Source organism: Nocardia sp. NBC_01377, from assembly GCF_045040005.1.
In the GTDB taxonomy this organism is placed as follows: domain Bacteria; phylum Actinomycetota; class Actinomycetes; order Mycobacteriales; family Mycobacteriaceae; genus Nocardia; species Nocardia noduli.
Map to the genome: position 1 here is coordinate 3,136,237 of NZ_CP109566.1, position 13,769 is coordinate 3,150,005.

The window sequence follows — 13,769 nt, forward strand, 5'->3', positions numbered from 1 at the left end:
GCCGCCTCAGCCGGTGGTGTCGGCCCGGGCAGCCTCCGAGGCGCCGAGCCAGTCACGCAGCGCCGCGTACACGGCCTCGTGGTTGAGGAGCGTGAAATGGTTCGCCCCGGGCAGATGTAGCCCGTTCGATTCCTCGAAACCGATACGACGGGATCGGTTCCTGCCCGCGCCGCTGGGCGTGAGCACCAGGCCGTCACCGAGTACGTGCCCGAGTGGATTACGCGGACTGCGGGTGATACTCGCCGTCACGAAGTAGTGGTCGACGCCTTCGAGCAGCGGAATATCGGCGGCTTCGGCGTCCTCGAGTACCGATCCCCGCCGCAGATCCCGAATTCCCGCGCTGCGCCTGCGCAGCAACCGCCCGAACGGGCGTGTCTCCGGCAGCAGGCCGAGCAGCGACGAGCCGTAGTGCACCACCTGTTCCAGCGGAGCGCCCAGATGCGGAGAACCGAGGCACACCACCTTGCGCACCGCGCGCACCCACGTCTGCCCGGCTTCGGCACCTTCGAAACTCGCGCCGCGCACGATCAGCCCGCCCATCGAATGACCGACCAGCGATATCCGCTCCACCGGCACCGGCCAGTGATCGACCAGTCGCTGCATCAGTTGGCTCAGCTGCGCGGCATTGTCGGGGATACGCAGACCACTGTTGTATCTGATCTGTAGCGCCGAACAGTCCATGTCGGTGTCGAGCCGCTCGGCATAGCTGGGCCTGCCGCCGAGATGCCAGGCATGTTCGGTCTCCACCAGCCCGTGCAGGAAGACCACGATATGCCCGCTCGGCCGCGTGAGCCCCGCCGCGACCTGTTCGGCGGCGACCGGCGCGCCCGCGCACCGGAAGGTCATGGGTCCGGCCAGAATCGGCCGCTCGTCGGCGAGCGCGTCACCGATCAGACCCTGCAACGCGGCGAGCAATCCCGACCCGTAGACGGTGTGCGAGGGCGCGATGCCGGGCACGTCGGCCGTATGCTCCGCGACCGCACCCGCGGCGACCGCCGCTCCGCTCACCGTGCGATACACGCCGTCGGTGATCGCGTCGTGGAGGAGTTTCACCGGCTGCGCCGCCGGTCCGACGCCGAGCCGGACCGCGGCGAAGACCCGGTCCGAGATCGCGCGGTGGACCGCCCCGATACCGTCGACCGCGCCGCCGAGTTCGTCTCCGGCCAACCGCGCCAGCGCCCGCACTTCGGCCTTGCGTTGCGGGTGGGTGCCACTCATATATTTCAGTGTACAGTCGTGCACTGAAATAGGCTGCGGTGGCGTCGGACTACGAGGGAACCCGTGTGACCGCCACCGCGGACTCCGTGAGGCTGCCCAGATACAACGTCCCGTCCTGCTCGACGACACCGGTCACCATCGAGAAATCCGTGCCTTCGCATTGCAGGTCGTGCACCAACCGGCCGTCGAAGTCGACGGCCTGCACCCACACCGTGCGTTTCGGCTTCGGGCGGGCCCGATCCGGCAGCGCCCAGACGATGCGCCGCAGGATGCCCGGCAGCGGAAGCAGACGATCCAGCAGCGGATCCCTCGGAGCGGGAACCGCGATCCAGACCAGACCGTCGCTGCCGAGGGCCATATTGTCCGGGAACCCGGGCAGATTCTCGACGAGGATGTCGTGGGTACCCGCTTTCGGGCCGGTCAGCCAATACCGCGCCACCCGGTAGCCCGCGGTCTCCGCGACCAGCACGCAGGCGCGGTCGGGCGCCAGCACCACCCCGTTCGCGAATTGCAATCCCGCGATGAGGGTTTCGACCTTACCGTCCGGATCCCGCCGCATCAGCCTGCCGGTGCCTGAATGTTCCAGCAGGTCGCCGGTGTATTCCGCGAGCGAGTACCGACTCGTGGACGAGGAGAAGTAGATCGTGCCATCGGTGTCGCGCACGACATTGCTCGCGAACTTCAACCGCTCGCCGTCGATCTCGTCGACGAGCACCTCCACCGTGCCATCGGGATGCCGTTCGAGCAGCCCCCGCTCGAAATCGCAGATGAGCAGACTGCCGTCCGCGTCGGCGTGCAGACCGAGAGGCCTGCCGCCGGTGTCGGCCAGCTTCTGTACCGACCCGTCGGCCGGATCGATCGACAGGATGGAACCGTCGTGTATTCCGACGATCAATTTGCCATCGGGGGAGCGAACGACATCCTCGGGCCCGTCGCCGGGCAGTTCGAGTCGGCTCACCCGGGGCAGGGGAGGAGTGCTGCTGGTTCGGCGTGCGCGAGCCGTGGCTCGGGGAGGCTGCCAGCGCTGCGGCTTCATTGTCGGTCCGGCGGTCATGGCTCAGGTTAGCTCGGACGTCACGCATCGCATGGTCGGTTGAACCAAAAGATAAATAGTGCTACGTAGATATGCGCACCAACGCATATAAGCTTTCTATTTCATCGGTCGACCACGGCTGAAACTCACACCAAAAGACCGCAGAGACTCGGGGGTCACCCCGTTGGGGTAGCCGTAGCATCGGCCGAATTTCGGGCGGATATCGCGTAGGGCGCTGGTAGGGCACGGTTTTCGGGTTCTTGTGCTGCGGTGTGAGTCGGTTGCTGCTTTGCTGACTGCGGGCATCGATCGCATGACGACGGATTCGGCTGATCGACGGCCGCGGATCTCGCGACACATGTCGCGGTCGCATCCGGATCGTGGGGGAGACCTACGGCCTTCCTGCGCCGGGGGAGTGTCGTCCCGAACGGCGGCCTGGCGAAGGAACTCTCGGCGGCACCGCGCACCTGTACTCTGTCGGACTATGTCCTGCTTCGGCTCGTCGTCTATGCCGTAGTCGCACGACAGGTCATTCGATAAATCCCGCTATCTGGATATGCGTATGAATGCATCAATGCCATATCCAGTCGACTTTCATCGAATACCTTCCACTACCCAAGAAAGCTCGAGACGGCGAAGGCTCCACGCGGAGTACGTTTCCGTCCTCGGCGGTCGACTCGCGGTGGTGGCGCCGATCGGGAATCGACGCCACTCTCACGGCTGCCGTGTGATCGCGTACCAGAGCACCGCGAGCGTGCCCGCGACGAAAAGCGGTGAGATGAGCCAGGTCTCGACCTTGTTGCCGGTGCGTTCGATGATCGGGAACCGCACCCGGATGTCGAACGGCCAGAAGAGCCTGCACCCCTTGTCGGTGAGGCAGTCGCCGAGGATGTGCGCGAGAGCGCCGAGTCCTACGGCGAAGGGCAGCCACGACGGTTTGTCTGCCAGCCAGTGATCCATGGCGAATGTTCCGGCGGCGGCCAGGACGGCGACGGTGCCCCAGGCTTTCACACTGTCGCCGCCGGGGCACAGGTGCAGGGCGCGAACGGCCAAGGCCAGTAGGAAGAATACGAGCGCGAGGGTGAACGGTTTGCCGAGCCAGTGCACGCCTGCCCACGTTCCGTAGGTGACGAGAGCGACGAACAGCAGCGAGTGCGTGCCGTGCCGATGTCCGCCGGACACCTTCGAGATGATCGTGCACAGGATGTAGGAGATCGGTCCGAGCACGTGTGCGATGGAGCTGTTGGGGTGGTCCGCGTCCGGGAGCAGTGCGGCTCCCGCGGTGAGGAAGGTGCCGAGCAACAGGTCGGCGATGCCGAGATGTCCGACGCCCGCCTGCACGGCCGGATAGGTCAACGCGGTGATGGGTAGCGCCACTGCTGCCCCCGACCAGGCCAACGCGCCACTGGTCGCATGTGAGTGTCCGAGCATAATGGTTCAACGCTAGTCGAACAGGCGAACGAACAGTAGCCGCATTGGCGTCGGATAGTGTTGGCGCACAAGGTGATACGGCCATGTTATCAAGATCACCAACTGGCTGATCGGCGAAAGTGGACGATCCTGCCGTCCTCGGACCCCGCGAACGACTTGTCGCCGTGGCATTTCCGGCACGAGACGTGGGCGACCTCGTGGCAACTCCTGTCGCAGACGCCGATTTCGTGGCCGTAGCCAGCGCAATGCCGCTGATCGACATCTTCTCGTGACCTACCGGTCGCGTGCATTCCCGGCTACCGCTATGCTCGTGTCCCGATATTCGAAACTGCTTGTCGGTCTGCTTATTTGACAATGTCCGAACAAGAAGTGAGGTGTCAGGGGACAACGACATTTTCCCCGGTAGGCGAGCGCGCGAGGGTGGTAGTACGGACTTTGTCACAGTCATCGAATCAAGTGGATGACGGCGTTGGGGACCCTCCGGTCCGTGGTAGACGCCTCCCACACGTGACATGGTGGGGATGCCTTCTCATCTCCTCGGGCGGCGTCGGAGTCGCGGTGTACTACGCGCCGGAGGAAATGCGAATTCCGTTGGCCATCGGCGGCGGAACGACCGCGGTCGTACTTTCGGTAGCGGTGTCGGCGGCGGTGTATTTCCGGAGGGCTTCCCTGGATGCCCGCGCCGAGGTCGTCAGTACCCGTGAACAACTCGCCGCCGCACGCGGCGATGTGCTCGACACGCGCGACGAAGCGCACGCCACCATCGTCTCGGCGACCGCCGAGCTACGTTCCCAGGTCGTGGCTGCGGAAAAAGCCACGGCGGAACATTATTCGGCGGCCAGGAGCAGTGAGAGTCGTCGCGTGGCGGCCATGGCGGCGTTCGCGGGCGCCGCGGGACGTATGCAGGCGATGACGACCAGTATGCTCGCCGAACTGCGCGAAATGGAGCACAAGCACTCCGATCCGTCCGTGCTCGCCGACCTGCTGCAACTGGACCATCACACCGCCCAGGCGGGCCGCCTCGCCGACAGTATCGCTGTGCTCAGCGGTTCGCGGTCGGGTCGGCGCTGGGCCAAACCCATCGCCATGCAGTCGATTCTGCGTGGCGCGATGGGCCGCGTCGCGGGTTATCAACGGGTCCGGTTACGCGCCGTCGCGAATATCGCGATCGCGGGCCACGCGGCCGAGGGCGTCATGCACGCCCTCGCCGAATTGATCGACAATGCCTGTAACTTCTCACCGCCGACCACCGAGGTGCATCTCTACGCGGCCGAGGTTCCCGCGGGCGTGGTGATCACCATCGAGGACAGCGGCCTGGTGATGAGCGAATCCGCGCTGCGCCGCGCCGAAGCGTCCGTCTCGTCTGTCGCGCCCGGTAGCCGGAACACCTCGGGAACGGATCTGTCGACCCTGTCGGGGACCAGGCTCGGTCTCGCGGTCGTCGGCTACCTGGCCCGCAAACACGGGCTCACCGTGTCCTACCGGCCCTCCGCGATCGGCGGCACCGCTGTCGTTGTCGTGGTGCCGCGAGATCTCACCACCAGGGTCGACATCTCCGTGGTCGAGCCCCCGGTCGGTCCGCCCGCACCGAGGGCCCTCGCGGTCGCCACACCGGTCGCGGCCACGCCCGCTCCGTCCTCGACCGGTATCGAACTGCCCAAACGGCGGCGTGGAAGTACTTTCGCCGCTGTCCATCCCGAAGGTCTGAGCGACAAGAAGCCCGCCGAGATCAGCTCCCCGCCGACGACGACGAAACCCGCCGCGCTCGGTGCGTTCCAGCGGGCGATCACCGGCCGGGAGCCCGCCGTATCCGCCCCATCTGCCGCCCAGGAGAACGACTGATGACAACTTCCGTGCCCTCGCAGCTGAGCTGGTTGCTCGAACAACTCCTGTCCCGCACCCCGGGCACCAGGCATGCGCTGCTGCTGTCCAGCGACGGGCTCAAGATGTGCCACAGCGGACGGCTCACCGAGGACAGTGCCGATCAATTGGCGGCCATCGCCGCCGGGATCCAGAGCCTCTCGCACGGCGCGTCGATCGAATTCGGTGACGGACGCTCGGGCGTGCGTCAGTCGATGACCGAGTTCTACGGCGGCATCCTGTTCATCGTCGACGCGGGCATGGGCGCGCATATCGCGGTCGTCGCGGGGGAGGACTCGGACGCGGGCCTGGTCGGCCACAACATGCGGGAGTTGGTCGAACAGCTCGGTGATCATTTGGCGACCACCCCGCGCTTCGGGGAGGAGAGCGTGTCGTGAGCAGTAGACCAGGCCGTGACGAGGATCCCGACCGGCTGTACACACTGACCGGCGGCCGAAGCAAACCGGATTACGAGCGCTTCGACTTCGTCACCCTGGTGGTCAGCGAATCCGAGCCGACATCGGGGATGAGTAGCGAACACGCCGCGATCCTGACCATGTGCCGGGCGCCGACCGCGGTGGTCGAGATCGCCGCGGAACTGCGAATTCCCGTCGGCATCACCACGATTCTGCTTTCGGACCTGCTGCACGCGGGCAAGATCACTGTGCGTCACCCCCAGATCGGCAAGGCGACTACCCCCGGTGCGCCGTGGAATTCGATGCCGGACACCACCACCCTCGAGAAGGTGCTCGTTGGACTCCGCAATATTTGACGCTCGGCCGACCCGTGCCGACGCGCCGCTGCACTCGGACACCCGTCAGGGCTTGAAAATCGTGATCGTCGGCGGCTTCGGTGTCGGCAAGACCACCATGGTGCGTTCGGTGAGCGAGATCCGCCCCCTGGACACCGAGGCGACGATGACCCAGGAAGGTCTGCACGTCGACGATCTCACCGGGGTGACCGGTAAGACGACGACCACGGTCGCGTTCGACTTCGGGCGGATCAGCATCGACGCCGAACACGTCCTGTACCTGTTCGGCGCGCCGGGACAGGAACGGTTCTGGTTCCTGTGGGATCGACTGTTCACCGGCGCGCTCGGCGCGATCGTGCTGCTCGATCCGCTGCGGATCGCCGATTCGTGGTACGCCATCGACCGACTCGAGCACCAGGGGATTCCGTTCATCGTCGCCTGCAACAATTTCGGCGGATCGCTGGACCCGGCCAGGATTCGCGACGCGCTCGATCTGGACCCGGATGTGCCCCTCATCGACTGCGACGCGCGGTCGCGTGAATCCTGTAGAGATGTGTTGGTCGCGCTGGTCGAGCGGCTGTTCGCGTGCCGCGCCGTCGCGCGTGAGCGTCGATCCTTCGTCGGTCGGACCCCGGAGAGCGTGTCGTGACCAACCCGAACGTCGTCTCCGCGGCCGGCGCGGGCACCCGTGCCGCGCCGGCCGGGAAAGCTTCGGTTCCGCTGAGCGGTCCGCGTTTCCATTCCGATCCGCAGCGCCTGTACAACGATATGCGGCGCGAACACGGTCCGGTGGTCTCGGTGGAACTGCCCGGCGGTGTTCCGGCCTGGCTGGTCATCGGCTATCGCGAGATGCATCAGGTCACCAGTGATCCGGAGTTGTTCCCGCGTGATGTCGCGCTGTGGAACCAGTGGCCCGAGATTCCCGAGGACTGGCCGCTGCGGCCGATGGTCGGGCAGCCGATGCCGTCGGTGTACTACACCGCGGGCGCGGAACATCGAAGGCATATCGAGATGGTCGAGTCGGCGATGGACACAGTCGACCAGTACGCGTTGCGTCGCGTCTGTGAGGACCTGGCCGACCGGCTGATCGATAACTTCTGCGGTAAGGGCGAAGCCGAACTCGTCGCCGACTACGCCGAGCCGTTGCCGATTCTCGCGCTCGCCTGGATCCTCGGGTTCCCCGACGAGGTCGGCGGGCAGCTCGCGTGGACGATGAAGGCCCTGGCCGACGGCGGCGCGGACGCCCAGGCCGCGCACGGGCAGTTCTTCGGTCATATGCAGCAATTGCTGGCGTCGACCAAGGCGCGGCCAGGGGACAGTCTGGTCTCGCGGATGCTCGAGCACGAAGGATCGTTCACCGACGAGGAGTACGTGCTCGATCTGATGGCGATCACGGCGGCCGGGCATCTGCCGACGTCGGACTGGATCGGCAATTCGGTGCGTCTGATGCTCACCGACGACCGGTTCGCCGAGTCGATGGGCGGCGGCCGCCACAGTGTCGGTCAGGCGATGAACGAGGTCCTGTGGGAGGACACGCCGACCCAGATCCTGTCCGGTCGCTGGGCTGCCCGCGATACCCGGTTGGGCGACAGCGTGATTCGACGCGGCGATATGTTGTTGCTCGGGCTGGCGGCCGCGAATTCCGATCCGCATGTGCGTCAGCACGCGGCGGATTCGGTCGAACCCGCCTACACCGGCAACTGCGCGCATTTCGCGTTCTCCCACGGTGAGTACCGGTGCCCGTTTCCGGCACAGCAGATCGCCGAGATCATCGCGCGCACCGGTCTGGAGGTGTTGCTCGACCGCCTGCCCGATATCGATCTCGCGATTCCCGCCGAGACGTTGGTGCGTCGGCCTTCGGCGTTCCTTCGCGGAATGACATCACTGCCAGTCCGTTTCACCCCGGTCCGTGCTGTTGGAGGTACTCCGTGAGTCAGGTCTGCCCACATGCTCTCGTCATCGATCCCATGGTCGCCGATCTCGCGGGCGAGACCGCCCGGCTGGTGGCCGGGGAGCCGGTCGAGCGCATCGATTTACTCGGGGTGCCCGCGTGGACGGTGACCCGTCACACGCTGGCCAGGCAGTTGCTGGTCGATACCCGCCTGGTCAAGGACATCAACGCGTGGTCGCTGTGGCAGAACGGGGTGGTGACCAGGCAGTGGCCGCTGATCGGCATGATCGACGCGGGCCGTTCCATGTTCACCGTCGACGGTCCCGAACACCGCAGGCTGCGTATCAAGACCACGCAGGCGTTGACCAAGCGTCGGCTGGACGCGCTGCGCCCGGTGGTCGAGCGGCTCACCGCCGAATTGCTCGACGATCTCGAGGAGGCGGGGCGCGCGGGAGCCACGGTCGACCTGAAGTCGGTCTTCGCCTATCCGCTGCCGATGCGAGTGGTCAGCGAGCTCATGGGGGTCGACCGCAGCGATCACGCCATGCTGCTCGACTGGTACAAGGCGTTCTTCTCGCTGCTGACCCCGCAGGACGAGCGGTTGCGCGTCATCGACGAACTCGACGCCTATTTCACCACCCTGGTGCGCAAGAAGACCGCCGATCCGACCGACGACCTGACCAGTGCCCTGGTCCAGGCCACCGACGGCGGCGAACCGCTGACCGAGGAAGAAGTGGTCGGCAACCTCAAGGCCCTCGTCGCGGCGGGCCACGAGACCACGATCGGGCTCATCCTCTGCGCGGTTCGCGCATTGCTGACCAATCCGGAGCAGTTGGCGCAGGTCAGCTCCGGTGATGTCGGCTGGGATGTCGCGGTGGAGGAGACGTTGCGCTGGGACAGCCCGGTCACGCATCTGCTGATGCGTTTCGCGACCGAGGACATCACCGTCGAGGGTATGACGATCGAGAAGGGCGAAGGTGTCGTCATGTCCTACCGTGCGATCGGGCGCGACAGTTCCGTGCACGGTCCGGACGCCGACGTCTTCGATGTCAATCGCCCGACGGCGAACCGGCACATCACTTTCGGTCACGGTCCGCATATCTGCCCCGGCGCCGCGCTCGCACGGCTCGAGGGCGGTATCGCCCTGCCCGCGCTGTTCGCCCGCTTCCCGCGATTGCGGCTGGCGACACCGGTGGAGGAGATCCACAACCTTCCGGTCCTGACACAGAACGATCTGGCGGCGTTCCCGGTTCGCCTCGGCTGATCGAACGTCGTCGCGGTGTCGTCGCGGGCTGCGACACCGCCATGATCTGTCACATCGTTTCGTCCGACGCGCTGTCGTGCTCGCTCGGATCCGTCTGTCCTGGCACGATCGCACCCGGCTTTCCGATATCGTGCCGGGGGTCCGTTCCTCGAGCAAAGGGTAGGTTCACGTGAGTTCGGTAGTCGATGCACCCGATGTCGCGTCACAAGTGGGGCACTATTACCAGGCCGAAAGCACCTATGAGGTCGGGCGGGAGAAGATCCGCGAATACGCGCGGGCGGTGCAGGACTACCACCCCGCGCACTGGGACGAGGACGCGGCGGCGGAACTCGGCTACAGCGGTCTGGTCGCGCCACTGACCTTCACCTCGATTCCGGCGATGGCCGCCAATCGGCTGCTGTTCGAGACCGTGGTGGTCGGCTACGACATGTTCGTGCAGACCGAGCAGGTTTTCGAGCAGTACAAGCCGATCGTCGCGGGCGACACGCTCGTCACCGACGTCGAGTTGTCCTCGGTGCGCCGGATCGCGGGCAAGGACCTCATCACCGTCACCAACACCTTCACCGACGGGTCCGGCGAGGTCGTGCACATCATGCACACCACCGTCGTCGGCATCGCCGGTGAAGGGGTGGATCCGGAGATCACCCACGCCGTGGAGAACATCATGGTGCACGGCGTGAACATCCTCGGTCGCGGCCGGACCGCCGAGGAGATCGCCGCCATCCGCGCGCAGCCGACTCCGCGCCGCCCGGAGGGGGAGCTGACCCTGTCCTTGGAAGGTGCCGCCCGGATCCCTTGCACCGCAGCCTCGTTCGATGATCTGAGTGTAGGCGACGAACTCCCGATCCGTAACGCGCGCATCTCCCGCGGTGACCTGGTGAACTACTCCGGCGTCTCCGGTGACGGCAACCCCATCCACTGGGACGACAGGGTGGCGCGGCTGGCCGGTCTGCCCGACGTCATCGCCCACGGCATGCTGACCATGGGCCTGGGCGCCGGCTTCGTTTCCACCTGGTCGGGCGACCCGGGAGCCGTCACCCGATACGGTGTCCGCCTGTCGAATTTCGCCCTGGTCGACGCCAAGGAAGGCGGGGATATCGAATACACCGGCCGCGTGAAATCCCTCGATCCGGCGACCCGCGGCGCGGTCGTCAATATCGTGGCGAAGTCCGGTGGCCGCAAGATCTTCGGCTTGGCGACCACCAATATGCAGTTCCGCTGAGCAGACCGGTGCGAGGGCCGACGAACCATCGTCGGCCGCCACCAGCGAGTTCCAGGGACTTGCGTCAGGTCGACGCGGTTCGGGCTATGGCCAGGAGGTGCGCGCTGGTGTCGATGATCCGTGGGTCCTGCTCCAGCAGGTGCGCGCATCGTAGGGCGGCTGTCGTGAGTGCCGGGTCGCCGCCCGGGCCTGCCTGGTCGAGGGCCATCCAGGCGGGGCCCTCGACGCCGTAGATCCGGACGTCGACGAGACCGGCCGCTTCGACCTCGGAACGCAACTCGTCGGCGGTATGCCAGCGGGTCGGCATGAAACCGACGTGGCCGTCGTATTCGCCGGTCGCTATCACCTTCCGTACCGAAGAGGCGAGGGTGTCGTCGAGCGAGCCGTTCGTGCCGGATTCCAACGCCGACAGGTAGCGGCTGATCGCCGCCGCGATGAGAATCCCACCGGGGCGAAGAACTCGCACAGCCTCGCGCAACGCGGTCGTCCGGTCGGCGGAGTCCGTGAGGTGGTACAGCGGACCGAGCATCACGACGGCGTCGACCGAGTTGTCGGCGGTCGGCAGGCGTCGTGCGTCGCCGACCTGTGCGGTGACTCCGGGCAGCGCCGCGGCCGCCTCGACATGTTCGGGGACGGGGTCGAGGAGATGTACCGAATGACCGTCAGCGGCCAGCCATCGGGCATGCACGCCGGTCCCGCCACCGACATCGAGCACCCGCACCGGCGACGTCAGGACACGGCGCACCAATTGTTGCGTTCGAAGGAATTCCAGACGGCCGTGTGCGGTCCTGAACAGGCGATCGCCCTCCGACACAGTCGAATAGTGTTGTACGAGATCGGAAGTCATACCGAATACTGTCCGTCGGTGAGCGTGGCGGCAACGGATTATCCGGACGCGATCCCTTCGTAGCTGCCGAGCGTTCTGCTCACGGGCAGAACAGTTCGCCCGCGCTGAGCCTCGGTTTCGCCGCGTGGCCGGACCGGCTTGCCGTCCACCGGCTGTGCCATCGCTGGCCGATCGACGGCGTCGGGTGTGAGGGCCGCGGCGGTTTGGATGCCTGATGGTATGCGTGCGGCCGGGCGCGCGGGGACCGACAACGGCTCGGGCCGTGGCGATCTCGGTGCGGACCCACGCCGAATCTCCACATTTGACGCGTCTGCTCTCCACACCGTCTGGCTAGGGTCCCCCTCATGGCACACAGCGCAGCGGTGACGGGGAGGGGTCGATGACCGACCACGGCGACCAGACGGACGAACGCGCGGCCGACACGGCCGAGCCGACGTCGGACAGCACCGCGCACACCACCGTCGACGACGCGGCCGCGAAATCTTCGGACGACCACCGCGCCGTGACGACAACGACTGTGCAACGGGCCGCGCCGAAATCCGAACCGTCGGCCCCCGAACCCGAGACGGAGAAGCGGTCCACCGTCACCGACGCGGACCACACACCGATTCCACCGCCGGGGCCGATGCCCTCGGTGACACCGGTTTCCGTGCCGAGTGGTCCGGCCCCCGCGGGATGGCCGACCGCGCCCGGCGGCTCCGCACCGTACGAACATGTTCCGCGCTGGCGTCGGGTCGTGTGCCCACCCGGAGTGCTGCCCGCCGCGGTTGTCAGCGGAACCGTCGCGGCGGCCGCGATTCCGCTGGATCGCCCCGGCCTGGGCTGGCTACTTGCCGCCGCCGTCACCGCGGTGGTGATATTCGAGGTCGATCGGCGGGCGAGAAGGTCCGCCGAGCCGAACCTTTCGGTACCGGCGGCGCGCGCGGCGGAGGTCCCGTCCACGTCGACGGTATCGGGGAGTGCGGCCGCCGTCGCCGTGATCGATTCCGAAGCGGCCCAGGACAATCGAAGCGTGTCACCACTGGCCCGCGTGGTGCGCAATCGTGAACGGATCTGGTGGACCGCGATAGGTCTCGGCCTGCTGTCGGTGGGTACGTTCCGTGCCGCGGGGTGGCTGTTCGTGCTGTGCGCGATCGCGGCGTCGGTCGCGGGCTCCCTCGCGGTGATCGGACGGCGCACGGCTCGGGGCACCTGGCACGACGTCGTGGCGGTACCGTTGGCCACGATATCGGCGGCTGTCCCGTGGGCCTACGCGCGAGCGGAGGGGATTCGCGGCAATGGGCCCTCCGTACGAACCAGTTGGTCGATCCTGGTCACCGGCGCGCTGCTCGCGGTGCTGGTCCCGCTGCTCGGAAGCGCCGACGCGACATTCGGCGCACTGGTCGGTGATGTGGTGCCCGAAATCGGCACCGGCACGGTCCTGCGGTGGATTTCACTGTTCGTCGTGGTCGGAGCAGGTTCGCTGGGGGCGATGTATCTGCTGGCGGGACCACCGCCCACGGCCGTGGACACCGCCCCCGAGCGTGGTCTGCGTCGCCAGGAATGGGCGCTGCCGATGGGTGCACTGACCGTGCTGTTCGCGCTGTTCGTCGCGGTCCAATTCGTCGCACTGTTCGGCGGCGACGACTATGTGCAGCGCACCTCCGGTCTCACCTACTCCGAATACGCCCGCACGGGTTTCTGGCAGCTGTCGATCGTCTCGGTGCTCACCCTCGCCGTCATCATGGTCGTATTGCACCTCGCGGGCAGGGACAACGCCACCGACCGCGCGTGGTTGCGAACCCTGACCGGCGCGGTGAGCACACTGTCGCTGGTGATCGTCGCGTCGGCCTTGGCGCGAATGTGGACCTACCAGCAGGCGTACGGGTTCACGGTGCTTCGGCTACTGGTCGAAGTCTTCGAACTCTGGCTCGGCCTGATCTTCGTGCTCATACTGGCCGCGTTGCCGCGGCTGGACCTCACCTGGCTGCCGCGCGCCGCCCTCGGCACCGCCTTCGCGACACTGCTCGCACTGGCGCTCATCGACCCGGAACGGCTGATCGCCGACCGCAACATCGACCGCTGGGAACACGGCGAATCACTCGACACCGAATACCTGACAACGCTGTCCCCGGATATCCTGCCCGCGCTGACTCGTTTACCCGCCCCGATGGGCACCCCGATCCAGTCTTCGATTCGCGCCGACATACCCGACGATTCGTGGAGTTCGTGGAATCGCTCGCGTGCACGGACACGCTGAGGGATCAGTTCGA

At 66.5% G+C, this 13,769-nt stretch carries 12 protein-coding genes; 8 read left to right on the forward strand and 4 right to left on the reverse strand.

Annotated elements, in window-relative coordinates; genetic code table 11:
• Positions 1-6: 6 nt before the first annotated feature.
• From OG225_RS14730 to OG225_RS14740, 3 genes are all read right to left on the reverse strand, one after another.
• Positions 7-1,218, reverse strand: a complete 1,212-nt coding sequence (locus OG225_RS14730) for an esterase/lipase family protein (protein WP_405182170.1) — start codon at positions 1,216-1,218, stop codon at positions 7-9.
• Between the two features lie 49 nt (positions 1,219-1,267).
• Positions 1,268-2,176, reverse strand: a complete 909-nt coding sequence (locus OG225_RS14735; RefSeq protein WP_405182171.1) for an SMP-30/gluconolactonase/LRE family protein — start codon at positions 2,174-2,176, stop codon at positions 1,268-1,270.
• Between the two features lie 789 nt (positions 2,177-2,965).
• Positions 2,966-3,682, reverse strand: coding sequence for a metal-dependent hydrolase (locus OG225_RS14740; RefSeq protein ID WP_216914172.1), 717 nt, complete (start codon positions 3,680-3,682; stop codon positions 2,966-2,968).
• 507 nt (positions 3,683-4,189) lie between these two features.
• Between OG225_RS14740 and OG225_RS14745 the strand changes: the two genes are divergently transcribed.
• From OG225_RS14745 to OG225_RS14775, 7 genes are all read left to right on the forward strand, one after another.
• Positions 4,190-5,524: a sensor histidine kinase gene (locus OG225_RS14745; protein ID WP_405182172.1), complete on the forward strand. Its 1,335-nt coding sequence runs from the start codon at positions 4,190-4,192 to the stop codon at positions 5,522-5,524.
• Positions 5,524-5,940: a roadblock/LC7 domain-containing protein gene (locus OG225_RS14750; protein WP_405182173.1), complete on the forward strand. Its 417-nt coding sequence runs from the start codon at positions 5,524-5,526 to the stop codon at positions 5,938-5,940. The genes OG225_RS14745 and OG225_RS14750 overlap by 1 nt, the downstream gene beginning before the upstream one ends.
• The gene (locus tag OG225_RS14755; protein WP_109524743.1) at positions 5,937-6,314 is read left to right on the forward strand and encodes a DUF742 domain-containing protein; all 378 of its coding nucleotides are present in this window, start codon (positions 5,937-5,939) and stop codon (positions 6,312-6,314) included. The genes OG225_RS14750 and OG225_RS14755 overlap by 4 nt, the downstream gene beginning before the upstream one ends.
• A 52-nt stretch (positions 6,315-6,366) precedes the next feature.
• On the forward strand, positions 6,367-6,942 hold the full coding sequence (locus OG225_RS14760) for a GTP-binding protein (RefSeq protein ID WP_405182174.1): 576 nt from the start codon (positions 6,367-6,369) through the stop codon (positions 6,940-6,942).
• Entirely contained in the window at positions 6,939-8,225 is a 1,287-nt protein-coding gene (locus OG225_RS14765; protein WP_405182175.1) for a cytochrome P450, read from the forward strand. Before OG225_RS14760 ends, OG225_RS14765 begins: the two co-directional genes overlap by 4 nt.
• On the forward strand, positions 8,222-9,448 hold the full coding sequence (locus OG225_RS14770) for a cytochrome P450 (protein WP_405182176.1): 1,227 nt from the start codon (positions 8,222-8,224) through the stop codon (positions 9,446-9,448). Before OG225_RS14765 ends, OG225_RS14770 begins: the two co-directional genes overlap by 4 nt.
• A gap of 169 nt (positions 9,449-9,617) precedes the next feature.
• On the forward strand, positions 9,618-10,670 hold the full coding sequence (locus tag OG225_RS14775) for a fused (3R)-hydroxyacyl-ACP dehydratase subunits HadA/HadB (RefSeq protein WP_405182177.1): 1,053 nt from the start codon (positions 9,618-9,620) through the stop codon (positions 10,668-10,670).
• A gap of 64 nt (positions 10,671-10,734) precedes the next feature.
• Here OG225_RS14775 and OG225_RS14780 read toward each other — a convergent pair whose 3' ends face one another.
• The gene (locus tag OG225_RS14780) at positions 10,735-11,517 is read right to left on the reverse strand and encodes a class I SAM-dependent methyltransferase (RefSeq protein WP_405182178.1); all 783 of its coding nucleotides are present in this window, start codon (positions 11,515-11,517) and stop codon (positions 10,735-10,737) included.
• A gap of 379 nt (positions 11,518-11,896) precedes the next feature.
• Between OG225_RS14780 and OG225_RS14785 the strand changes: the two genes are divergently transcribed.
• Entirely contained in the window at positions 11,897-13,756 is a 1,860-nt protein-coding gene (locus OG225_RS14785) for a DUF4153 domain-containing protein (protein ID WP_405182179.1), read from the forward strand.
• Positions 13,757-13,769 lie beyond the last annotated feature (13 nt).